Source organism: Leucobacter sp. WKLB1 (assembly GCF_059696215.1).
This window is the reverse complement of the sequence record NZ_AP046115.1, coordinates 534,008-556,146: the sequence shown is the minus strand read 5'-3', so window position 1 is coordinate 556,146 and position 22,139 is coordinate 534,008. Positions and strand designations below refer to the sequence as shown.

Below are 22,139 nucleotides of genomic sequence, written 5' to 3'. Positions count from 1 at the left end.
GGGACGGGTGGAACAGAGGTGATGCAGGCTGAAGTCAGGGGTGGGGTCGGAACCGAACGCGCGCTCCGGGACGCACCTGGGCGAAGCGGCCCAGTTCGCGCTCGTCGACGACGCCGATGATCGGGTACCCTCCGGTGACGGGGCGATCGGCGAGAAACACGATCGGCTGGCCCGACGGCGGAATCTGAATGGAACCGGTCATGATGCCCTCGCTGGGCAGCGTGCCGTCGCCGCCGCGCAGACGCGCGCCGTCGAGACGAGCCCCGACGCGGTTGGTGTCGTTCGAGACGACCCATTCGGTGCGCAGGAGCAGGTCGCGGTCGGCGACGTCGAAGCGGGCATCGCGCGGTCCCCAGCGGAATGCGATCTCGGCCCGCGCCGCGGGGAGGGAGACATCGGGGTGCATCGAGCCGGCAGGATCGCGTGCGTCGCCGAGTTCGAACGCGTCGCCCGCGGTGAGGCGGGCGGGCCCGATACCCGAGAGCGTGTCGGTCGACGCGGAGCCGAGCGTCCGCGCGGCTTCGATACCGCCGGAGACCGCGAGCACGGTGTAGAGCCCGCGCGAGGCCTCGCAGATGTCGATGCGGGATCCGCTCGGCGCCAGGAAGCGCTCGGGCTCGGCGACACGAACTCCGTCGACCAGCACAGCGGCGCGAGCGCCGCTGACGGCGCACCAGCGGTCATTGCTCACCCGGAACGACAGACCGCCCAGCAGGCTTTCGAGGACCGGTGCGTGCGGGTCGTTGCCGAGCCGACGGTTCGCAGTCTCGAGTGCACGGCGGTCGACCGCCCCTGACGGCGAAACGCCGTAGTGCACACTACCGAGACGTCCGCCGTCTTGCACGGTGGTGGAAGCTCCAGCATCGATGACCTCGATGCGGGCGTGAACGGACGGGGAAGCGGCGGTCACGGCATGGCTCCGATCGGTTCGAACACGATGGTGTCGCCGACCGAGAAGGGGGTCGGCGGTTCGTCGGCGAGGTTCCAGGAGACGAAGTCGGTCTGCCCGATGAGGTGCCAGCCACCCGGAGTTCCGCCGGGATACACAACGCTCTGCAGCGCCGCGACGGCCACCATGCCTGCGGGGATCGATTTGCGGGGACTCGACCGTCTCGGCAGTTCCAACCGTCGGTCGGAACCATCGATGTAGGCGAATCCCGGCGCGAATCCGAAGAACGCGACGCGGTGCGCGCTCTCGGCGTGCGCGCGCACGAACTCGGCTTCGCTCATGCCGCACAGCCCGGCTGCCTCGGCCAGGTCGGCTCCTCCGTAGCGCGTCGGAATGATGTGCGTGCGCGGCGCGCGCAGCGCTGCCGTTGCCAGGTCGGATTCGCCGGTCGCCGCACGTTCGATGGCGACGCGCAAGGCCGCGACCAGCTGCTCGGAGCGGGCGACGACGAGCACACTGTGCGAGGCCGGCACGGCATACTCGACGAGCGGGCCGCCCCGCAACGCGAGTACTCGCTCAATCGCCGCAACTCCGTCGAGTTCGACGAGCAGGCCGCGAGTACCGGCATCGAAGATCTGGGTCATCGAGACTCCCCGATCCCGACCAACTCAATGCCTGCCTCTCGAAACGCGGTGCTCAGCGCGGCAGCGCTTGCACCGGCGCCAGGCGTGTCGCTGTGAATGCAGACGGAGCCGGGAGCCACCGGGAACGCGAAGCTCGCTCCCGACACCGTGCGCACAGTTCCCTCCTGCACCATGCGCAGGCTGCGCTCGACGATCTCGTCCGCATCGGTCACCAGAGAACCGGGGGTGCCCCGCTTCGCGAGCAGGCCCTCATCGGTGTACGCGCGATCGGCGAAGACCTCGCAGATCGGGGTCAGGCCGGCACGCTCCGCGCGATTCCAGACCTCCGTGCCCGGCTGGCACAGAATCGGGCGGTCGGGGCCGGTCGATGCCACCGCATCCACGAGGGCCTGCGCATGCACCTCGTGCCGCGCTGCCGTGTTGTAGAGCGCTCCGTGCGCCTTCACATAGGTGACGGCACCCCCTGCCACCCGAGCGAACGCCTCGAGCGCACCGATCTGGTAGACGAGGTCGGCCCAGAGCGTTTCGGCGTCGGCATCGATGAACCGACGGCCGAAGCCCGCGAGGTCACGATACGAGACCTGCGCGCCGATCGCGACCCCGCCGCGGACCGCGCGATCCGTGATGCTGCGAATGGTCGCCGGATCACCGGCGTGGAACCCGCAGGCGACATTGGCGGCGGTGATGTGCTCGAGCAGCTCCTCATCGGCCCCGAAGGACCAGGCGCCGAAGCCCTCGGCCACATCACTGTTGATCGCGATCGACGACATGGCTCAGATCCGTCCGGTGAGCCAGGACTGGAAGCGGTGCCCGTGCACGACCGGGTCGATGAGCAGCAGCTTCGCGTTCGGAATGTTCTCGGGCGAGATCTTCGCGTGGATGAACCAGGGCCCGGGCTCGGTGGCGGCCTGCTCGAGCGCGGCGGCAAACGACTCCTGGTCGTTCGCGCGGAGCACCTTGAGGCCCGAAGCCTCGGCGATCGCGCCGAGATCGATCTTGGTCGCCTGCGTCGGAATCGCCCCGGTCGAGGCGTAGACCGAGTTGTCGAGCAGGGCGATGACGAGCTTCTCGGGGGCGAGGTAGCCGGCAGTCGCCGCGGCGTTGAGGTTCATCAGGAGTGAACCGTCACCCTCCACGACGTACACGCGGTCGACCGCGGTCTGCTCGACGGCGAGCGCGAGGCCCGTGCCGACTGAGATTGCGAGCCCCATGGCGTCGAGCAGGTACAGGTGGTTGTCGCGATCGGCGACGTTCGCGAGTTCGCGGCTGGTCGCGGCGCAGGTCGCGACGACGGGTGCGTCGGGCGTGCGTTCGACGAGGATCTCGAGTGCTTCAATGCGCTTCATCGGTTATGCCTTCGCCTTCTCATCGCGGTGGTCGAAGAACTCCATGAGCACGACGACCGGCCGGTAAGTCATGCGGGCGTGATTGCCCGCTTCGCGCACGGTCGCGCCCCAGTCCTCGGCGGAATTGCGCCGATCGACCGTGAAGACCGGAATCTGGGTGCTGCGCAGCAGCTCGGGCACGGGTGCCGAGATGGAGTGGATCATCGAGTTGTACTCGCCGAGGCCGCCGCGAGTGTTCGCGACGATCAGTAGCGGCAGATGGTACGAGACGGCGAGCGTCGTCAGCGCAGTGAGCGCGTTGCCGAAGCCGTTGTCTTGCATCACGAGCACGCCGAACTTGCCGGCGAAGGGGTAGGCGCCCATGACGCCGATCGCCTCTTCTTCGCGCGAGAGCGGGTAGACCTGCTCGAGGTCACCGGCCTCCCCGTGCGCGACGAGCGACTTGATAATGGGGGCGATGCTCGCACTCGGCACGAAGCCGACGCCGTCAGGGGCGAGCGCGAGGATCGCCTGCACCACTTCGGCGTGGCGGTCCTGGGTGATGGTGGTCACTGGGAGTCCTTTCTGAGGATGGGGTTACTGCTGAGCGAAGGCGGTGCCGATACGAGCGAGCCCTTCGCGGAGGTCGTCGATGTCGCAGGCGTAGGAGATGCGGAAGGAGTGCGCCCCGTGTTCGGGATCGAACGCGGTGCCCGGAACGACGGCGACGCCGTGGTCTTCGAGCAGACGCATCGCGAGCTGCTGGGCAGGTTCGGCGGTGCCGGCGTCGTAGCTGACGTAGAAGTAGAAGGCACCATCGGGGTCGGCGACGCGGATACCGGGAATGGCGCGCAGAATCTCGAGTCCCGCCGCACGGCGCGTCTCGAACGACTGGCGCATCTGCTCGGCCTCATCACGCGCATCGCGCAATGCCGCTGCAGCACCCGGCTGCAGAAAGGTCGGCGCGCACACCGTGGTGTACTGACGCACGCGAAGCGCCGGCGTGACGAGCTCGCGGGGGCCGGCGAGCCAGCCGAGACGCCATCCGTCCATCGCGAACGCCTTCGCGAATCCGCCGACGACGAGCGTGCGCTCGCGCAGCGAGTCGCGTGCTGCGGGCGACTCGTGCACGGCGTCTCCGTAGACGAGGTCCGCGTAGATCTCGTCGGAGAGCAGCACGATGTCGGTGCCCGAGAGCATGTCTTCGATCGCGGAGATGTCTTCGCCGGTCAGCACGCCGCCCGTCGGGTTGTTCGGCGTGCAGATCACCACCATGGCGGTGCGTTCGGTGATGGCGGCGCGCAGCGCCTCGGCGTCGAAGCGGTACCCGTTCGCAGCGTCGAGCGGTACTGCGACCGGGGTGGCTCCGACCAGCTTCGCGCAGGCCTCGTAGTGAGCCCAGGCGGGAGTGAGCATGACGATCTCGTCGCCGGCCCCGCAGTAGGCCATGAAGCTCAGGAAGACGGCCTCGTTGGCCCCGATGGTGACGAGCACTTCGCCGTTGGGGTCGTAGTGCGTACCGCGACGGTCGGCGAGGTACGTCGCGATCTCACCACGCAGCTCCGCCGTGCCCGGATTCGCCGAGTAGTGCACCTCACCTCGATCTAGCGACGCCGATGCGGCGGCTTTGGCGACCTGCGGGGTATCGAAGTCGGGTCGACCGATCTCGAAGTGAAAGATCTTGCGGCCCGAGGCCTCGAGCTCGGCGGCGCGATCGAAGATCGCACGGATGGGCGATGGGGCGACCTCTGCCATACGCGAGGCGGTACGACGCTGCAGCGCAGTCATAGTCCTTCTTTCGTGAACCGGCACTCCTTCGTGAGTGTCACGGACCATGTATACAGTGTATGCTTCGTATAAGTCAAACCTCGACACTGATGCATAGGAGCACGAATGCACGAGTCAGCCGATACGTCCGCAGGTCCGGGCGCCATCGACGCACCCCCAGAGAACTGGGCCGCAGCCCTGCTCGGAACCGATGCGATTCCGTTGGCCACCAGCGCGCTCAGTGCCGCCTGGACCGGCAGCGTTGCCGACACCCCCGTTGTGCTCGTCGTCGAGCGCGGTACCGACGCCGACCCGCTTCCGGCTGACCGCGCCGTCGATTTCGCCGCCCGCACCGGCACTCCGCTGGTGACCGTCCTCATCGACGGCGGTGCTCTGCCCGTCCGGGGTCAACTCGCCGCGGTGCACCTGCTCTCGGGCGTCGTGCCCCACCTCGCCATCGAAACCGGCAGGCGAACGACCAACAGCCGGCTGCGCGCCGCAGCTGCCGACTTCGCGACCGCGGTAACGGTGGAACGTGAAGTCGACGCCCCTCACTTCTCGCAGGATCATGACGCAGTCGAATGGGCCGCGTCGATCCTGCGACGACTCCCGGCGAATCGCACCCTCCCTGCCCCGATCGGAGGGACGCCCGCAACCCCGGTGAGCGATCGCTCGCTCACCGGAACAGAGGATCCGGTGACCGTGATCGACCGCATCGCAGACGACGCCGCGACAGCCGTCACGGCCGCTTCCGCGGCGCTGCAGTGCGGCTTCGCCTCCCTCGACGGTCACACAATCGGCACGATATCGAGCACCTCGTTCGCCGGAGACGGGGCGGTCTCGGCCGGAGATCTGCGCGCCACCGCCCGTTTTCTCTCCTTCTGCGATGCCTTCCGGCTCCCGGTGATCGCAGTGCTCGACACTCCGGGCCTCGACCCGGAAACGGGCGGCAGCGCGGTGAACCCGCTCGCCCGAGCGCTCGCGGAGGCCGCCATTCCGATCGCCGCACTCGTCACCCGCCGCCTCGGCGCGCCGCTGCGCGATCTGGTCGGCGATCCCGAACTGGTGCCGGAGCTGCTCGCGTGGCCCGACACCGCCATCGAGGAGGCGCGCACGATCGACGCGACGCGCACTGCCAACGAACTGCTCGCCGCACTCGTCCGGTGGAGCGGCATCGATGCCCCGCTGCCGGCCCGCCGCAATGCGGTAGCCGCGAGATGATGCGCGCACTGCACGGGGTGCGTGTCACCGGGCATCCGAGTGACACCGAACTCGCCGCACTCTTCGTCGCACTCGCCCACCGCCTGGCGGCCCCGACGACGCGAGGCACCGCACCCCCCGAGGCCGCCGCACCGCCGAGACGACCTCTCGCACGCCGCCGCTGGCGACACGACACCGCACGCCCGTCCATATCTCTGCACACCTCACCCAGATCGGAGCCGATCGAGCGATGACGTTCCTCACGCACCCGAGCCGCCCACTCCCCCAGAAAATCCTCGTCGCGAACCGCGGTGAGATCGCCGTCCGCATCATGCGCGCCTGCGCAGATCTCGGCATCGCCTCCGTCGCCGTGTATTCGCCGAGCGACCGCGACGCACTCCACGCCGAGCGGGCGGATGAGGCGTTCACCCTCAACGGCGACGCTCCCGAGCAGAGCTATCTCGACATCGACCAGCTCCTCGCGATCGCGCAGCGCGCGGGCGCCGATGCGGTGCACCCCGGCTACGGCTTCCTCGCCGAGAACGCCGAGTTCGCCGAGCGCGTGCTCGCCGCGGAGCTCACCTGGATCGGCCCGTCACCCGACGCGATCCGCCGTCTCGGCGACAAGTTGCAGGCCCGCGCGCTGGCCGCGGAGGTCGGGGCTCCGCTCGTGGCCGGCACCCCCGACCCGGTGACCGGTGTCGAGGAGGTACTCGCCTTCGTCGACGCGCACGGATTGCCCGTCGCCATCAAAGCGGCCTACGGCGGTGGCGGCCGCGGCATCAAGGTTGTGCACGATCGCGCCGAAGTCTCCGAATCGTACGACTCTGCCGTGCGCGAGGCGATTGCGGCGTTCGGCCGCGGCGAGTGCTTCGTCGAGACCTTCCTCGCCACCCCGCGCCATGTCGAAACGCAGTGCATCGCCGATGTCGACGGCAATGTCGCCGTGATCTCCACGCGCGATTGCTCGTTGCAGCGACGCAATCAGAAGGTGGTCGAGGAGGCCCCGGCACCCACGATCACCTCTGAGCAGCTCGCCCGGCTCGAAGCGTCGAGCGCCGATGTGCTGCGCGCTGCGGGGTACGTCGGCGCAGCCACCTGCGAGTTTCTCGTCGACGGCGACCGCGTGACCTTCCTCGAGGTCAACACGCGCATCCAGGTGGAGCACCCGGTGAGCGAGGAGGTGAGCGGTATCGACCTGATCGCGTCGATGATCGCGATCGCTTCCGGCGCACGCATCGAGTCGGTGCCCGAGGTGCGCGGCCACTCCCTCGAATTCCGCATCAACGCGGAAGACGTCTCTGTAGACTTCGCGCCGGCCCCCGGAACGCTCACGCGCGTCGAGTGGCCCAGTGGACCCGGCATCCGCATCGACACCGGGTACCGCGCGGGCGACACGATTCCGACGCACTACGACTCGCTGATCGCGAAGCTGATTGTCACAGCCGAGACGCGCGACGCGGCGATCAAACGAGCCAGACGCGCCCTCGCAGAAACCGTGATCGACGGCGTGCCGACGACGCTCGACTTCCACCGCCGCATCGTCGACGAGCCCGTGTTCGTCGACGATGACGGGCGCGATGTCTACACGCGCTGGATCGACACGCACTACGCGCACTCCGGTGCGCCGACCCCAGCGGCGGCCCGCGGCGATGCCCCCGGGCTCACGCGCATCGTCGCCGAGGTCGACGGCCGACGCCTCGTCGTCGTGCTCCCCGACGTCATTGGGGGCGCTGCCGCTTCGGCGGCCGGCGTCACCGAATCAGCGCTCGCCACTGCAGACAGCCCGACCGCCGCTGCGGCGGACGCAGTGCGGGCCGGCATGGGCGGCACAGTGGTGCGCGTCGCCGTCGCAGATGGCGACCGTGTGACGGCCGGCGACACGCTCGCGGTGGTCGAGGCGATGAAGATGGAACGCCCCGTGCGGGCACCGCACGACGGAGTGGTCGCCGAACTCGCGATCGCGACCGATGAGCAACTGCAATCGGGATCGATCATCTGCCGGGTGGTCGCCGCATGAGCGCGGAAACAGCAGGGGCAGTGGAAGCCACCGTCGTTCCGATCCCGCGCGCGACGCTCCTCGACGTGCACGGATCATCGTCGCGATTCCCCGTGCGCCGCGTCTACTGCGTCGGTCGCAATTACGCGGCGCACAGCCGAGAGATGGGCCACGATCCGGATCGCGAACCGCCGTTCTTCTTCACGAAGCCAGCGGATGCGATGATCCCGTGCTCTGAGTCGGGCACCACCGACATCGCATATCCGCCTGCGACCGACGATCTGCACCACGAGGTCGAACTCGCGGTGGCGATCGGCGCTACCGCCGTCGATGTCTCGGCATCGGACGCTCTCGCAGCCGTCTGGGGGTACGGCGTCGCGATCGACCTCACGCGCCGAGACCTGCAGGCCGATGCCAAGGCGCTGCGTCGCCCCTGGGACCTCTCGAAGGGGTTCGATCAATCCGGGCCCATCAGCGCACTCGTCGCCGCAACCGAGATCGGCCACCCTGAAAACGGCTCGATCGTGCTCGACGTCGATGGCGAACGCCGGCAGACGGGCGATCTCTCCCAGCAGATCTGGTCGGTGGCCGAGGTCGTCGCCGAACTCTCGCGATCGATCACGCTGCAACCCGGAGACCTGATTCTCACCGGTACCCCGAGCGGCGTCGGCGCCGTCGCCCGGGGGTCGCGGATCACCGCGTCGATCACCGGCGTCGCCGCGCTCGACTGCCGTCTCGTCTAACCCTCGCACCGCCCACCCGACCCCACCGTTCCCGTTCTTCGAAAGGACCCGCATGCCCATCACCACCGTCAACCCGACCACCGGCGCGCTCGAGGCCGAGTTTCCCGCCATCGACGACACCGAGATTCGCCGTCGCGTCGAGCTCGCCCGCGCAACCTACGACGACTACCGCACGACGTCATTCGCGGACCGCGCCGCACTGACCCGTCGTGCCGCTGACCTCATGGAAGCCGACGCCGAAAGCCTCGCCGAGCTCATCACGCTCGAAATGGGAAAGCCGATCGCGCAGTCGCGCGGCGAGGTCGCGAAGTCGGCGGCCTGCCTGCGGTACTACGCCGACCGCGCCGAGGGCTTCCTCGCCCCTGAGCCGCTCGCTGATCCGGCCGTCGTGAACGCAGCGCAGGCGTACGCCACCTACCACCCGATCGGGCCCGTGCTGGCCGTCATGCCCTGGAACTACCCGATCTGGCAGGTCATCCGATTCGCCGCCCCCACCCTCATGGCCGGCAACACCGCACTGCTCAAGCACGCCTCGAACGTGCCGCAGGCCGCGCTCTACCTCGACGATCTCTTCCGTCGAGCCGGGTTCCCCGAGGGCGCATTCCAGACGCTACTCATCCCGGCGTCGAAGGTCGACGCGATCATCCGCAGCGCCGAGGTCGCCGCGGTCACCATCACCGGTTCGGAGCCGGCGGGTCGCCAGGTCGCGAAGGCGGCCGGTGAATCGATCAAGCCCTCCGTGCTCGAACTCGGCGGATCCGACCCGTTCATCGTCATGCCGTCGGCCGACCTCGACGGCGCCGTCGCCACCGCCGTCGCATCGCGCACGAGCAACAACGGCCAGGCCTGCATCAACGCGAAGCGCTTCATCGTGCACGCCGACGTCTACGACGTCTTCGTCGAGCGGTTCGTCGCTGCGCTCGAGTCGCTCGTGATCGGCGATCCGTTCGACGCGGCGACGCAGGTCGGCCCCCTTGCCACCGAGCAGGGGCGACAAGACGTGATCAAGCTGGTGGAGAACGCTCGGGAGCACGGCGCCTCGATCTTGACCGGTGGTGAGAACATCGGCGAGCAGGGCTGGTTCTACCGCCCGACGGTCATCGCCGACATTCCGACCTCGGCCGAGATTCGCGTCGAGGAGTGCTTCGGGCCCGTCGCTTCCGTATACCGCGTCGACTCGATCGATCAGGCGCTGAGCATCGCCAACGAGACCCGATTCGGTCTGGGTTCGGCGATCTGGACGGAGGACGACGCCGAGATCTCGCGCGCGATCTCCGAGCTCGACGCGGGTGCGGTCAATGTCAACGGCATGACCATCTCGTACCCCGAGCTGCCCTTCGGCGGAGTGAAGGCCTCAGGCTACGGGCGCGAGCTCTCGGCTGCGGGCATTCGCGCGTTCTGCAACCAGAAGACGGTCTGGGTGCGCTGATCGATTCACTGCCTCAACCCGCGGGGGCGGCGTCGCGAGAGCGATGCCGCCCCCGTTCTGATTCTGGCCCGGCGATCCCACAACCCAACGTCTGACGTTTGCAGGAGTTTCCCACGTTTCCCCGAGGCTCCTCATGAAGTGCGCTGCCATCGTGGAATTCCATCGACCGCAGCGCACCCCACTCGCGCAATGTCAGGAGTCACTGTGAAGAAGTCCCAGAAGATCCTTATCGGCGTCGGAGCCGGCGTCATCGCCCTCGGCGTCGCGGCGGCCATCGCCGGGCCGATGATCTACCGAGATGTCATCGCCGCTCCCGCGGCCGATACCCCCTCACTGACCGCGAGCGAATCGACGGAGACCACGGACTCCAGCGATGAGGCGGACAACTCGTCAACGCAGGAACTCGACCCGCGCGCCCTCGCCGGTGCCTGGAGCGTCTCCGACGGCTCCGAGGCCGGCTACCGCGTCGACGAAGTACTCAACGGCACCGATGTCACCGTGACCGGCCGCACCGACGACGTCACGGGCACCTTCACCATCGGCGACACCGGGCTCACCCTCGATGCGGCCGAACTCACCGTCGACGTCGCCTCGATCGCCACCGACAGCGACAACCGCGACGAGTACTTCCGGTCGCAGGCGATGAACGTCTCCGAGTTCCCGACAGCCACCTTCACCCTCACCGACCCCGTCACCCTCGACAGCGCTCCGGCATCGGGCGAGGTCGTCAAGACGCAGGCCACGGGCGAGCTGACCCTCGCGGGCAAGACGCAGACCGTCACCGCTGAAATCGAGCTGAAGAGCGACGGCACCACTGCCGAGATCGCCGGCTCGATCCCGATCACGTTCGCCGACTTCGGCGTCGAGGCGCCGAGCCTCGGGTTCGTCTCGGTCGAAGACAGCGGTTCCGTCGAGTTCCAGCTCACGGCCGCCAAGTCGTAACACCCCCGAGCATCGGCCCGGGAGCCCGCCGCGATCACCCGTCGGCGAGCTCCTGGGCCGCTTTCGTCAGCTTGCGCACCCGTGCACGGCGGCGCTTGCGCTCGGGGATCATCGACCGCATTTCATCGAGCCGACCGAAACAGAGCAGGCGGTCCTCGGCCTCGAGCACGAGGTGCTTGCGCGGGTTCGGGATCACCTGCACCCCGCGGTGCAGCGTCAGCACGGTGACATCGCGGTCCCACAGCCCGAGTTCGCCCAGCGTTTTGCCGACGTGCTCCGAGCCGTGCATCGTAAGCTCCGCGACGCCGTACGCGGTCGAGACGCTCAGGCGCTGACGCACGTCGATCTCGGGGAAGTCGACCTGGTTCGCGATGAAGTCGATGATCGCGCCGGCCACGTCGAGGCCCGTCGCACTCTCGATGCCCTGCAGCCCGGGCGAAGAGTTCACCTCCATGACCAGCGGCCCCTCGTCGCCCTCGAGCATGTCGACGCCGGCGACGCGCAGCCCCATGATCTGAGCCGCTCGCACGGCGGTCTGCTCATAGGCGGCATCGAGCTGCACCGCTTCGACGGTGCCGCCGCGGTGCACATTCGACCGGAACTCGTCACCGGCCGCGGTGCGGCGCATCGCCGCGACCACGCGGTCGCCCACCACGAGCGCGCGCACGTCGCGGCCGCGGCTCTCCGAGACGAAGCGTTGAATGAGCACATTCTGCCGCGTCGAGTGCAGGGTCTCGATAATCGCCTCGGCGACTTTCACCTGCGGGGCGAGAATGACGCCGATACCCTGCGTGCCCTCGAGCAGCTTGATGACGACGGGGGCGCCGCCGACGCTCTCGATCGCCGGGCGCACGTCGGCGCGGTTGCGCACGAACGCCGTCGCGGGCATCTCGATGTTGTGCTTCGACAGGATCTGAATGGCGCGCAGCTTGTCTCGCGCATTGGCGATGCCGTTCGCCGTGTTCGGCGTGTACACGTCCATCTGCTCCAGCTGCCGCACCACCGCGGTGCCGAAGTAGCTGATCGAGCTGCCGATGCGCGGCAGCACCGCGTCGTAGTCGCTGAGCTGCTTGCCGCGGTAGAGCAGGTCGGGTTCTTCTCCGGCCAGGTCGATCGCGAAGCGCAGAGTATTGAGCACGCGCACCGTGTGACCGCGCTCGAGAGCCGCGGCCTGGAGCCGCTGAGTCGAGTACGCCTGCGGGGCGCGCGAAAGAATCGCGAGTTTCACCGTGATTTCCTGCCAAGATAGATGCGTGACCGTACCCGACCATTCAAGCACTCCGACGGGGTGGCGTGAATGGGTGAAGCTGAATGGTATCGGCGTGCCGTGGATCAAGGCGAAGATCGACACCGGAGCCCAGACCTCCGCCCTCCACGCAACCGAGATCACCGAGTTCGAACGCTCGGGCGAGCCGTGGGTGCGCTTCCTCGTGCAGCCGTGGCAGGTGGACGACGAAGACGCCGTCGAGGTCGAGTTGCCCGTGCACGATCGCCGCACCGTGCGCAGTTCATCGGGCCATGCGCAGCTGCGTCCGGTCGTGCTCGTGAAACTCACCCTGGCGGGTCGCAAGGTCGAAGCCGAGCTCACGCTCACCGATCGCGAAGAGATGGTGTTCCGCATGCTCATCGGGCGCGAGGCGCTGCGCCAGGGCTTCGTGGTCGATTCGGCCGCGTCGTACCTCGGGGGCCGCCCGCCGCGACAGATCCGGCGTCGCAATCGCGGCCGCGCGTAACGCGCCACACGCACCCGCCGGCCTCTTCCCGCCCGGCACCTCCACCACTACTCTGGTGCCATGAGCGCGCACGATCTCGACCTGATCCCCGCCGGCACGGTCTTCGCCCCCGACGAGATCATTCACTACGCCGACCCCGACACCCGCGATCTCGACCGCGCGATCGCCGAGGCCGACCTGCTGGTCACGACGCCCCACTCGGGCGCGGCGATCCCGGAAGAACTCGCGGAGTTTCTGTCGCCCGAGCTCACTCGTCGGCTGCAGTACGACTTCACCGATGTCGCCACCGCTTCAGTGGTGAAACGGTGGGCTGAGATCGATCCCCGCATCGTCGCCGTGATCAACCCGCACCCACGCCTCGTGCGCGACCCGAATCGCGCGAAGCCCACCGATGTTCGAGCCGACCTGCAGCAGGCGATCGAGCGGGTGCGCGAGGCGGGCCCGTGGCAGAAGGTCGACCTGTCAGGGGTCGACGCGATCCGCCCCGTCACGTTCTCGTTCTTCCCGATTCTCGAGATCCCTGAGACCGAAGATGGCCTGCATCGACTCGTCGACGCGTTCGCCGCCACCGCCGAGCACGGCCTCGGCGTGTACGAAGCGACGCGGGAGGTGCTCACGGATCGATTCATCGAGCACGGGCTCGCCAACGGCGGCTCGTTCACGCGCCTTTCGTTCCACGACACGATGAACACGAAGACGACTCGTGAAGGCGCCGTCAACGTGGCTCGTGCCGCTCAGGATCGCCTGCCCGCCGTCGTGGCACTCTCCAATCGCGGTGATGCCCAGGGCGAGTCGCGGGACCCCGCCGACCCGCCGACGATGCACCCGGCGGCCCTGCGCCGTCTGGCTGCCGCGCACCGCACCGGGTTCGAGGTCGAAGAGCCCGAGGCGGTGCTGCTCAATCAGCCGTATCTCGGGAGCCAGGAGATTCTCGCGGCGGGTGCGCGCTTCCGGTCGCTCGACGCCGAAGCCGCCGAAGCCGGGCTGACGCTGGGCGCGGTGCAGGCGGAGTTCTTGCGCGAGTATCTGCTCGGGCCCGAGGCCGTGGCCGAGTTGCAGCAGCCCGGCACCGAGTGGATCACTGAAGATCGCGAACGCGTCGACATCCTCGCCTACGCCTGCAAGCGGGCGTGGGATCAGTTCCGCGATCAGGCCTAGGGCGTCGGGCACCCGGGGCGCCCGACGCCCCAGCCACCGCCGGCACCATCCCCTCGAGCGCACCATTTTCTGCCGAGCGCACCCGATAGACAGTGGTGCACTCGGCAGAAAATGGTGCACTCGAGGCAGGAGGCGGGGAGCAAACGGGCCCGGGGTGGGTGGCGCCGCGCTGGGGCAGTGACGCCTACGCGCCGCCCCAGATCGCGCCGAATGCAGCTCCGGCGGCAATGGTGGTCACCGCGAGAATCAGCGTCGGCAGGAAGAACGAGTGGTCGACGAGCTTCGTGCCGAGCTTCGTACTGCCGGTCGTATCGAAGTTGGCCGCGGCGATCTGCGAACCGTTGGTCGGCAGCAGGTAGATACCGGCGAACGCGCCGGCCCACATGCCCGTGAGCAGTCCGAGCGGAATGCCCGCTGCGAGGCCGATCGGCACGATGATCCGCGTCGCGGTCGATTGGCTGGTGGTCAGCACGCAGACGAGGAAGACGCCGAGAGCGAAGATCCACGGCACCGCGGTGACGAGCCCACCGACCCCATCCGCGATGAGCGTCGTATGCGCGCCGAGGAATGTATCGGTCAGCCAGGCCAGACCGAAGAGTGAGATCGCCGAAACCATGCCCGCTTTGAACACCGTCATCGTCGGAATCTTGCTGACCTTCGGTCGTGAGATGAGCAGGATCAACGTGCCCGCGACGAACATCACGATCTCGATGATCGGAGTCATCGAGATCGGGTCGCCGTCAGCGGTCAGCGGACGGAGGCCCTTGAAGAGTCCGAAGATGACGATCGCCGCGACGCCCAGCAGGAAGATGATCGCGGCGTTGCGTCCGGCGGTGGTCACAGTGACCTGCGCCTTCACCTCGTGGGCGCTCGACTGCGGTGCGGCGATCTCCCCCGAAGCGATCTTTGACTGAATCTCTGCGTCGTCGGCGATGTCTTTACCGAGACGATTGACGACGATGCTCGACAGCACGATGCCGACGATCGCTGCGGGGATCGTGACCTTCAAGATGTCGATCAACTCGAAGTTCCAGGGAGCGGTATCGGTGAGCGTCACCATTGCCGCCATCGCCGCCGACACCGGGCTGCACGCGAGGGCGACGCCGGTCGCGACGACCGAGAGCGAGAGCGGGCGCGAGGGGCGAATGCCGTTGCGGTACGCGAGATCCTGGATCACCGGCAGCAGCGGGTACAGGATGTTCGAGGTGCCCGCCCCGACCGAGAAGAGGAAGGCGACGAGCGGGGCGACGAGGGTGATCTGCTTGGGACTCTTGGCGATGAGCTTGGCCGCGATGGACACCATCCAGTCGATGCCGCCCGCCGACTGCATCATCGACGAGGCGAGCACGACCACGAGCACGATCAGCAGCGCGTCGATCGGTGGGTTGCCCGGTGCCAATCGGAAAACGAAGACAAGGATCGCGACACCGGTGCCGCCCCAGAGGCCAAGGCCGACACCGCTCGAACGCGTGCCCATGACAATGCAGCCGAGCACGACGAGCAGTTGTGTGATGAAGAGAAACGCGTCCATGAGGCTCCCAGCGTCAGAGCTTTCTAGGAGTCAGCGTATCCAGTTGCCGTGCGCGAGCACAGCTTCTTTTACACGGCGTCCATGTCGACGGCGAAAAGAATCGTAGCCGGAGGTCACGCCTGTCTGGACTACTGCGAGTCTGCTGCGCGCTGCAGCGTTCCGATCTGCTCGCCCGCCTCGTTCATCACGTTCATGGTGTCGCCATCGATCTGCACCTCGCGCACACCGCGCAGCCAGTCATCGACGCCGGGGCAGGCCATTAGGGCCGATGCGAACGTGTCGACGCGCACCGAGTTGCCCTCGATCGTGTGCTGCGTGCCGATATCGTTGCAGCCGCCGGTGCCCTCTACAGCGACGTACTCGTCCAACGTTAACCTCGCATTTCCCTGCTCTTCGGAAGACCAGGTCCCGGCCCGTTCGGCCACACTCAACGATGCCGCACCATTCAGATGCTCTCCATAGTCGCTCAGCGCGCAGCCGGGGAGCCCGGCAGCCGTTGTGAGCACGACGATCGCGCCTATCCCGAGGCAAACGCGCCTATCCGTCATATCTTCCTCTCCGCCTGCGCTATTCGTGCCCAGCCTGCAGCGCGCAGATCGATCGGATTCGCACCAGATGACGCTCCATTGCAACATTCTCTATTGCACGGCGCATCGGGGATTTCTGTACAGCGTCGCTTTTCCCAGCTCTTTCGCCTCTTGCACTGAGCAAACGAACAGGTTAAGTTTGCCCCGGCCCCTGGTGTCTGACCAGGGTGCTCGCGCAGGGGAAACGCGCAAGCATCTAAACACCCATACGTCTGTGACTTCCGGTGGCCATAGTTGACCATTTCACGATCAATTCGGGGGAACACACGTGACGAAACGTCGTCCAATCGCGCTCGGCGCGGTAGCGGTTCTCGGACTCGGAAGCCTCTTCATCGCCGCCCCGGCGATGGCTGAGGACACGAGCGCCCAGGACCCCACTCAGCAGGAAGCCACTGTCAATGGCCTCAGCGTCGTCGATCGGGAGAACTCCGCACTTGTCGCTGCTGCGGATCTCAATCCGGACCGTTCGCTTGAACAGCTGCAGCAGGAGCGCGACAGCGGCGAGATCTTCATTGCACCGAGCGGCCACATCGCTATCGTGGATCCGGTATTTCCAGCCGGTGAGGACGAGCATCACGATCACGCACGCGTTGCGAGTGGTGCTCTTGACGGTCGCACGCCAGCGGGTGGCTCACTCCCGGGCGCACCTGTAACGGTGTATCTCGACTTCGATGGCGAGGTCGTTGAGAACACGGGTTGGAACGATCCTGAGGCGAACCCCAAGGCTGAAGACAGTTATGATCTCGCCGGAGCCCCTGGACTCGATCAGCAGGAAATTTGGGAGCGCATCGCGGAGGATTACGCGCCGTTCAACGTGAACGTGACGACTACTAACCCTGGTGCTGATGCGCTGTATAAGTCATCTGCCGACGACAATACCTACGGCTCCCATCTGGTATTCACGGACAGCTACCCGGCATTCGGCCAGGGCTCCGGTGGCATTGCATTCGTGGGCGGAACCGGCTCAGCGTATCTGTCTCCCGCATTCGTATTCACCGATGGCGTCGGCGGCGATTCCAAGTCGGCGGCTGACGCAGGCTCTCACGAAGTCGGCCACAACTTCGGACTGTCGCACGATGGTTTCGACTACGAGACCGGCAACCCCGACGACAACGAATATTACCACCCAAATGGCGGTATCTGGGGGCCCATCATGGGCGCGCCATACCGCTCACCGCTGAGCCAGTGGTCTAACGGCGATTACGCCACGGCGACGAACCAGGAGGATGACCTTTCGGTGATCACCGCTCGCGGCGCGAACGCTCCCATCTTCTTCGGGTTCAAAGATTCGAACGGTGAATTCTACGTCGGGAGCGTATGCAACCCGAACGGCGTGAATTTGAGCGATCCCAAAGCCGTGAATCCCGGCGATGTCATCTACAAGCCGAACGGCTCCAATACGTGCGACCCTCTGGGAGAGGAACTCACCGCTTACTTTGAGTACACCGACCGCGCGGACTTTGTGAGTGACGATCATGGCGACGATGCTGCTTCGGCAACGACGCTCGACAACACGTCTAATGCGTTCTCTGCAGAGAGCCTCATCGGCACGACCGGTGATGTGGATGCGTTCAAGCTCACCACTGGTGGCGGCAACCTGACTGCACGCGTAGATGTGGCGAAGGTTGGGGCGAATCTCGACTCGAAGCTGACGCTGACGGATTCTTCGGGCACTGTGATCCAGGAAAACAGCCCCGAGACGACGGTTTCCGGGGGCATTGCAAGCGGTCTCGATTCCGAGGTCAGTGCAGACGTCAATGCTGGCATCTACTACCTCTTCGTTACCGGCGTGGGCCAGGGCGATCCCCTGAGTGCAACTGCCGATGCAGCTAACGGATACAGCAACTACGGTAGCCTCGGGTACTACACGATTTCTGGCGAGGCTCCCGTGTTTGATGCTGACCCCGTCGCCATCACCTCTCCTGAAGATGGCTCGACCATCGAGGCTGGTGGAGCCACAGTCGAGGTCGTCGGTACCGCCGAGGCGGGCGCCGATGTCACGGTGACCGCGAATGGCGAATCGTACGCGACCACCGCGAACGACTCAGGCGCGTGGAACGTCGACGTCACAGCGGCAGTCGCCGGCGAGACGAAGATCGAGGCATCCGAAGTGGTCGACGGCATCGCAGTCGAGGGCACCGATTCAGTCACCGTAGTAGCGCCCGTCGCCGAGCCGGTGATCACCTCACCGCAGGAGGGCGACACCACGTCTGAGGCCCCGACCGTCACCGGTACCGGCATCGCCGGTGCTGAGGTTTCGCTCAACGTTGTTGAGGCGGGCTCAGAGGATCAGCCGGCCGCCCGCGCAGCGGCAGCTGCTGCTCCTGCTGTGACCACCGTCGATGCGAACGGCAACTGGGCCGTGACCGTCGCAGCACTCGTCGACGGCGAGTACACGGCGACCGCGACGCAGTCGATCAACAACGTCACCTCTGACACCACCGATCCGGTCACCTTCGTTGTTCAGGCCGCAGTTGCCGCCGACGCCGATGCAAACGGCACCGCGGGTGCTGGCGCTGACGGTTCGGCTGGAGCCGGTGCTGATGGATCTGCAAGCGCGGGTGCCGGAGCGAACGGCACCGCTGGCGCCGGCGGATCAGGCGTTGGTGTGAACGGCTCGGGCAGTGCAGACGGCTCGCTCGCCAATACCGGTGCGGACTTCGATTTCGCTCCGATGATCGGGCTGATCACTCTCGCACTGCTCGTCTCCGGCGGCGTTCTCGCTGCCGTGGCGATCCGCCAGCGTAAGCTGCACGTCGAGAGCTGAACCGCGCAGTAACCCATTCGGGGTAACCGATTCGAGGGGTAGGATTCGCGCAAGCGGATTCTGCCCCTCGGCGTTTATACACCCGGCAGACGTACCCTGCATGTGGAGCGGGCGTCCCCACATGAACACTGGCGAAAGGCGGCTCACCATGAGCACACGAGATCTGCGCTTGAGTGCCGGAGCGGCGGCGCTGCTGAGCGCCGCCGCACTGACAGTCACCCTGGGCGCCTGTTCGCAGCAGAGCGCCGGCACGGGGTCCTCCGGCGACACGAGTGCGCAATCGGACAGCGCCGCGTCGCAAGACAGCTCCGCGGAAGGCTCAGCATCCACATCCGTTGACGAAGAAGCAGAGGGAGGCACGATGGAGCAGACACCCTTCGCAGGTGGCAACCTCTTGGAGAAGGAATTGAGCGGGCAAGAGGCGATCGATGCCCTCGGCGACAAGATTGACACCGTTGCAGAGCGCGTGGGGAAGACTCCCGAAGAACTCAAAGAATTGCTGCTGCGCGATCCCAGCGCGCACGTCACGCCGAAAGGCTTCGTCGTGTACCGCGACTCATTCCCCTCGCCCGCAGACTAAGATCGCGAGAGCCGCCGAGCGTCGCGCGACGCGTCAGGCGGTCTCGCATCGAACGGGCCTCGATCTTCGGATCTGGGCCCGTTCGTCGTTTCCGAACCATCACAGTTCTAAATGACGGCCCATTACCTCGCGACTCGCGCCGCCGTGCGACGCGCGAGAGCATGGACGCATGACTGACGCCGACTGTACCGCGACGACCGCCGTCGACCCCTCCGGCGTCCCATTCGCTGATCTCGACCCGCACCTGCTGCGCGGCCAACGCACGAGCATCAAGTGGCGTCGCTTCCCCGAAGATGTGCTGCCCCTCTTCGTCGCCGAGATGGACTTTGCGATCGCCCCCGAGGTGCGTCAGTCGATCATCGAGCGGGTCGAGGCCTCGGATCTCGGCTATCTTGATCAGCCCGGCATCCTGGCCCCCGCGTTCGCGGATTTCGCGCAGGATCGCTGGGGCTGGTACGTGCCCCACGATCACGTGCACATCGTCACCGATGTCGCTACCGGGGTGGTCGAGGCGCTGCGCGTGGGCCAACCCGAGGGCGGGCGTTTAGTGATTCCGACGCCGACCTACCCCGGCTTCTTCGAGATGCTCGAGGAAGTGCCGTTCGAGGTCATCGAGGTGCCGCTCGCCGTCGACACTGCGGGGCATCGCGCGGGCGATGATCCCGCCGTCTTCGCGGCGCCAGTGCGCCTCGATCTCGCCGCGATCGAGCGCGCATTCGCGAGCGATGCCGGCGTCGACGCGTTCGTGCTCTGCAACCCGCACAACCCGCACGGCCTGGCGCACTCCGAGGCCGACTTGGCCGAGCTCGCACGCCTCGCCGCAGCCTACGACGTCTTCGTCGTCTCCGACGAGATTCATGCTCCGCTGACCTACACGGAGGCACTGTTCACCCCATTCGCGCCGCTCGCGGCCGCAGCTGGAGCGCTCGCCGTCACCACGCTCTCCGCGAGCAAGGCGTGGAACCTCGCCGGAGCGAAGTGCGCCGTGCTCGTCGCCGCCGATGAGCGCGCGAACACCGTACTGAATCGTCTGCCGCCCGAGGCGGTCACTCGCGTGAGCATCCTTGGCTTGCACGCCAACACGACGGCGTTCACCGAGTCTCGTGAGTGGCTCGACCGCGCGATCGCGCAGATCGAGGCGAATTTCGCCCTGCTCGTCGAGCTCATCGCCGCGCAGCTGCCCGGTGTGCGCGTCACCCGGCCCGACGCCGGTTACCTGGTCTGGCTCGACTTCCGAGCTGCCGGCATTGGCGACGATCCGTACACCCGCATCTTGCACGATGCCCGAGTTGCGTTCAACGATGGTGCATTCTTCGGCGACGGCGGTGCCGGCCATGTTCGCATCAACCTCGCCTGCGCTCCCCAGACCATTCGAGCGGCGGTGGATCGCGTCGCGTCGATCCTCCCCGCTGCAACGGCACCCGCCGCCCCCACAACGTCACTGCCCGCCCTCAACCTGGAGGCCACCCGATGAGCGACCAGCACCTCGACACCGCACAGCCCGTCACCGATTGGGAGGGTTTCGGTTTCGACACCCGCCAGGTGCACGCCGGCGAGTACCCCGACCTGAACACGGGGTTGCGGGTGCCACCGATCGCGATGTCGGCAGGCTACGTCTTCGACGACTTCGACGACCAGGTTGATCGCTTCGCCGGGCGCTCGCTCGACCCGATCTACTCGCGTCAGGGCAACCCGACGAACTCGGTCGCCGAGGAGCGCCTGGCCTCGCTCGAGGGCGGCAGCGCCGCCGTCGCGGTGTCGAGCGGTCAGGCCGCAATCTCGGCCGCCCTCTTCACCCTTGCGCAAGAGGGCGACCACATCGTCTCGACCGCGTCGATCTACGGCGGCACCCGCATCCTCTTCGGGCGCAGCTTCAAGCGCTTCGGCATCGAGTTCGACTACGTGTGGAATTCGGCCGATGACGCCGAGTGGGAGCGCGCGATCCGTCCGAACACCAAAGCGATCTACACCGAGACGATTCCGAATCCGCGTAACGACGTCACCGACCTGCGGCGCATCGCCGCGGTCGCGGCTCGCTACAACCTGCCGCTGGTCGTCGACAACACGATCGGCACCCCCGCACGGATTCGCCCCTTCGAGCACGGCGCGAACATCGTGGTGCACTCCACCACGAAGTTTCTCACCGGGCACGGTGCGGCGGTCGGCGGCGCGATCGTCGACGGCGGCAACTTCGACTGGGAGGCCGCGGAGCGCGCCGGCCGTGCCTACCCGCTGATCACAAACGCTCCGCGGCCCGGCGTCGGTTCGATGCTCGACCGCTTCGGCACCGGCGCCTACGCCCGCACTGCGCGCGAAGCCGTCGTCAACGACATCGGGCCCTCGCTGTCGCCGTTCAACGGCTTCCTGCTGCACCAGGGCATGGAGACGCTGTCGCTGCGCATGGAGCGCCACGTCGAGTCGTCGCTGCGCATCGCCACCTGGCTCGAGCAGCAGCCCGAGGTCGAATCCGTCGATTACTCCGGACTCCCATCGAACGCGCTGCACGACATCGCGCTGCGCGACTACGCCGGTCGCACCGGTTCAATCTTCGGCGTCACAGTGCGCGGCGGCGTCGAGGGCGCCCGCGCCTTCGTCAACGGCGTGCGGGTGTTCTCGCGCATGACCGGTATCGGCGACACGCGCTCGATGGTGATCCACCCGTTGACCTCGACGCACGCGACCTTCACCGACGAGATCAACGATCGCCTCGGCATCACGCCGGGGCTGCTGCGCCTCTCGATCGGGCTCGAGTCGGCAGACGACCTGATCCGCGACCTGCGCGACGGGCTCGATCGTGTCGGGGCGCTCGCGTCGCCCACGATCAGCCTCTCCCGCTAGCCGGACC

General features: G+C 67.1%; 20 protein-coding genes. 11 read left to right on the top strand and 9 right to left on the bottom strand.

The genetic code is table 11. The features are described from left to right. Window positions 1–34 precede the first annotated feature (34 nt). From ACZF5Y_RS02705 to ACZF5Y_RS02680, 6 genes are read right to left on the bottom strand one after another with little or no spacing between them, the layout of a single operon-like run. Window positions 35–910 (bottom strand): 5-oxoprolinase subunit C family protein, encoded by an 876-nt coding sequence (locus tag ACZF5Y_RS02705; protein WP_497534293.1) that lies wholly within the window; start codon window positions 908–910, stop codon window positions 35–37. Next, complete coding sequence (locus ACZF5Y_RS02700; protein WP_497534292.1) at window positions 907–1,533, bottom strand: 5-oxoprolinase subunit B family protein; 627 nt, start codon at window positions 1,531–1,533, stop codon at window positions 907–909. Before ACZF5Y_RS02700 ends, ACZF5Y_RS02705 begins: the two co-directional genes overlap by 4 nt. Beyond that, the gene (locus tag ACZF5Y_RS02695; protein ID WP_497534291.1) at window positions 1,530–2,303 is read right to left on the bottom strand and encodes a 5-oxoprolinase subunit PxpA; all 774 of its coding nucleotides are present in this window, start codon (window positions 2,301–2,303) and stop codon (window positions 1,530–1,532) included. The genes ACZF5Y_RS02700 and ACZF5Y_RS02695 overlap by 4 nt, the downstream gene beginning before the upstream one ends. A 3-nt stretch (window positions 2,304–2,306) precedes the next feature. After that, a complete protein-coding gene (locus ACZF5Y_RS02690; protein WP_497534290.1) occupies window positions 2,307–2,879 on the bottom strand; it encodes a thiamine pyrophosphate-dependent enzyme in 573 nt (190 codons plus the stop codon). Window positions 2,880–2,882: 3 nt separating this feature from the next. Next, a complete protein-coding gene (locus ACZF5Y_RS02685) occupies window positions 2,883–3,431 on the bottom strand; it encodes a thiamine pyrophosphate-binding protein (protein WP_241488089.1) in 549 nt (182 codons plus the stop codon). Between the two features lie 24 nt (window positions 3,432–3,455). Next, a complete protein-coding gene (locus ACZF5Y_RS02680) occupies window positions 3,456–4,646 on the bottom strand; it encodes a pyridoxal phosphate-dependent aminotransferase (RefSeq protein WP_497534289.1) in 1,191 nt (396 codons plus the stop codon). Between the two features lie 105 nt (window positions 4,647–4,751). Here ACZF5Y_RS02680 and ACZF5Y_RS02675 point away from each other — a divergent pair, with 105 nt between their 5' ends. The 5 genes from ACZF5Y_RS02675 (at window position 4,752) to ACZF5Y_RS02655 (ending at window position 10,938) form a co-directional block, all read left to right on the top strand. Further along, window positions 4,752–5,846 carry a carboxyl transferase domain-containing protein gene (locus ACZF5Y_RS02675; protein ID WP_497534288.1) on the top strand — a complete coding sequence of 365 codons (1,095 nt, stop codon included), beginning with the start codon at window positions 4,752–4,754 and terminating at the stop codon, window positions 5,844–5,846. A 229-nt stretch (window positions 5,847–6,075) separates the two neighbouring features. Further along, on the top strand, window positions 6,076–7,845 hold the full coding sequence (locus ACZF5Y_RS02670; RefSeq protein WP_497534287.1) for an acetyl/propionyl/methylcrotonyl-CoA carboxylase subunit alpha: 1,770 nt from the start codon (window positions 6,076–6,078) through the stop codon (window positions 7,843–7,845). Then, complete coding sequence (locus ACZF5Y_RS02665; RefSeq protein WP_497534286.1) at window positions 7,842–8,567, top strand: fumarylacetoacetate hydrolase family protein; 726 nt, start codon at window positions 7,842–7,844, stop codon at window positions 8,565–8,567. The genes ACZF5Y_RS02670 and ACZF5Y_RS02665 overlap by 4 nt, the downstream gene beginning before the upstream one ends. Before the next feature lie 52 nt (window positions 8,568–8,619). Then, the gene (locus ACZF5Y_RS02660) at window positions 8,620–9,996 is read left to right on the top strand and encodes an aldehyde dehydrogenase family protein (protein WP_497534285.1); all 1,377 of its coding nucleotides are present in this window, start codon (window positions 8,620–8,622) and stop codon (window positions 9,994–9,996) included. A gap of 204 nt (window positions 9,997–10,200) precedes the next feature. After that, entirely contained in the window at window positions 10,201–10,938 is a 738-nt protein-coding gene (locus ACZF5Y_RS02655) for a YceI family protein (protein WP_497534284.1), read from the top strand. Window positions 10,939–10,972: 34 nt separating this feature from the next. Here ACZF5Y_RS02655 and ACZF5Y_RS02650 read toward each other — a convergent pair whose 3' ends face one another. Further along, window positions 10,973–12,166: a RimK family alpha-L-glutamate ligase gene (locus ACZF5Y_RS02650; protein WP_497534283.1), complete on the bottom strand. Its 1,194-nt coding sequence runs from the start codon at window positions 12,164–12,166 to the stop codon at window positions 10,973–10,975. 25 nt (window positions 12,167–12,191) lie between these two features. On the opposite strand from ACZF5Y_RS02650, the gene ACZF5Y_RS02645 reads away from it, so the two are divergent. Together ACZF5Y_RS02645 and ACZF5Y_RS02640 are read left to right on the top strand one after the other, a co-directional pair. Further along, window positions 12,192–12,671, top strand: a complete 480-nt coding sequence (locus tag ACZF5Y_RS02645; RefSeq protein ID WP_497534282.1) for an ATP-dependent zinc protease family protein — start codon at window positions 12,192–12,194, stop codon at window positions 12,669–12,671. A gap of 60 nt (window positions 12,672–12,731) precedes the next feature. Next, window positions 12,732–13,829, top strand: a complete 1,098-nt coding sequence (locus ACZF5Y_RS02640; protein ID WP_497534281.1) for an N-formylglutamate amidohydrolase — start codon at window positions 12,732–12,734, stop codon at window positions 13,827–13,829. 184 nt (window positions 13,830–14,013) lie between these two features. On the opposite strand, the gene ACZF5Y_RS02635 is transcribed toward ACZF5Y_RS02640, so the two are convergent. Beyond that, window positions 14,014–15,360 (bottom strand): anaerobic C4-dicarboxylate transporter, encoded by a 1,347-nt coding sequence (locus ACZF5Y_RS02635; RefSeq protein WP_497534280.1) that lies wholly within the window; start codon window positions 15,358–15,360, stop codon window positions 14,014–14,016. Window positions 15,361–15,488: 128 nt separating this feature from the next. After that, complete coding sequence (locus ACZF5Y_RS02630; protein ID WP_497534279.1) at window positions 15,489–15,866, bottom strand: META domain-containing protein; 378 nt, start codon at window positions 15,864–15,866, stop codon at window positions 15,489–15,491. Between the two features lie 349 nt (window positions 15,867–16,215). Between ACZF5Y_RS02630 and ACZF5Y_RS02625 the strand changes: the two genes are divergently transcribed. From ACZF5Y_RS02625 to ACZF5Y_RS02610, 4 genes are all read left to right on the top strand, one after another. After that, complete coding sequence (locus tag ACZF5Y_RS02625; protein ID WP_497534278.1) at window positions 16,216–18,714, top strand: zinc-dependent metalloprotease family protein; 2,499 nt, start codon at window positions 16,216–16,218, stop codon at window positions 18,712–18,714. A gap of 148 nt (window positions 18,715–18,862) precedes the next feature. Continuing rightward, the gene (locus tag ACZF5Y_RS02620) at window positions 18,863–19,294 is read left to right on the top strand and encodes a hypothetical protein (RefSeq protein WP_497534277.1); all 432 of its coding nucleotides are present in this window, start codon (window positions 18,863–18,865) and stop codon (window positions 19,292–19,294) included. A 169-nt stretch (window positions 19,295–19,463) separates the two neighbouring features. Continuing rightward, window positions 19,464–20,768, top strand: coding sequence for a MalY/PatB family protein (locus ACZF5Y_RS02615; RefSeq protein ID WP_497534276.1), 1,305 nt, complete (start codon window positions 19,464–19,466; stop codon window positions 20,766–20,768). Then, window positions 20,765–22,132, top strand: a complete 1,368-nt coding sequence (locus ACZF5Y_RS02610) for an O-acetylhomoserine aminocarboxypropyltransferase/cysteine synthase family protein (protein ID WP_497534275.1) — start codon at window positions 20,765–20,767, stop codon at window positions 22,130–22,132. Before ACZF5Y_RS02615 ends, ACZF5Y_RS02610 begins: the two co-directional genes overlap by 4 nt. Window positions 22,133–22,139 lie beyond the last annotated feature (7 nt).

Bases quoted from the DNA above. Each gene is read 5' to 3' on its own strand.
- ACZF5Y_RS02700 (WP_497534292.1), bottom strand. From the start codon at position 1,533: ATGACCCAGATCTTCGATGCCGGTACTCGCGGCCTGCTCGTCGAACTC.
- ACZF5Y_RS02695 (WP_497534291.1), bottom strand. From the start codon at position 2,303: ATGTCGTCGATCGCGATCAACAGTGATGTGGCCGAGGGCTTCGGCGCC.
- ACZF5Y_RS02690 (WP_497534290.1), bottom strand. From the start codon at position 2,879: ATGAAGCGCATTGAAGCACTCGAGATCCTCGTCGAACGCACGCCCGAC.
- ACZF5Y_RS02680 (WP_497534289.1), bottom strand. From the start codon at position 4,646: ATGACTGCGCTGCAGCGTCGTACCGCCTCGCGTATGGCAGAGGTCGCC.
- ACZF5Y_RS02675 (WP_497534288.1), top strand. From the start codon at position 4,752: ATGCACGAGTCAGCCGATACGTCCGCAGGTCCGGGCGCCATCGACGCA.
- ACZF5Y_RS02670 (WP_497534287.1), top strand. From the start codon at position 6,076: ATGACGTTCCTCACGCACCCGAGCCGCCCACTCCCCCAGAAAATCCTC.
- ACZF5Y_RS02665 (WP_497534286.1), top strand. From the start codon at position 7,842: ATGAGCGCGGAAACAGCAGGGGCAGTGGAAGCCACCGTCGTTCCGATC.
- ACZF5Y_RS02660 (WP_497534285.1), top strand. From the start codon at position 8,620: ATGCCCATCACCACCGTCAACCCGACCACCGGCGCGCTCGAGGCCGAG.
- ACZF5Y_RS02640 (WP_497534281.1), top strand. From the start codon at position 12,732: ATGAGCGCGCACGATCTCGACCTGATCCCCGCCGGCACGGTCTTCGCC.
- ACZF5Y_RS02635 (WP_497534280.1), bottom strand. From the start codon at position 15,360: ATGGACGCGTTTCTCTTCATCACACAACTGCTCGTCGTGCTCGGCTGC.
- ACZF5Y_RS02620 (WP_497534277.1), top strand. From the start codon at position 18,863: ATGAGCACACGAGATCTGCGCTTGAGTGCCGGAGCGGCGGCGCTGCTG.
- ACZF5Y_RS02615 (WP_497534276.1), top strand. From the start codon at position 19,464: ATGACTGACGCCGACTGTACCGCGACGACCGCCGTCGACCCCTCCGGC.
- ACZF5Y_RS02610 (WP_497534275.1), top strand. From the start codon at position 20,765: ATGAGCGACCAGCACCTCGACACCGCACAGCCCGTCACCGATTGGGAG.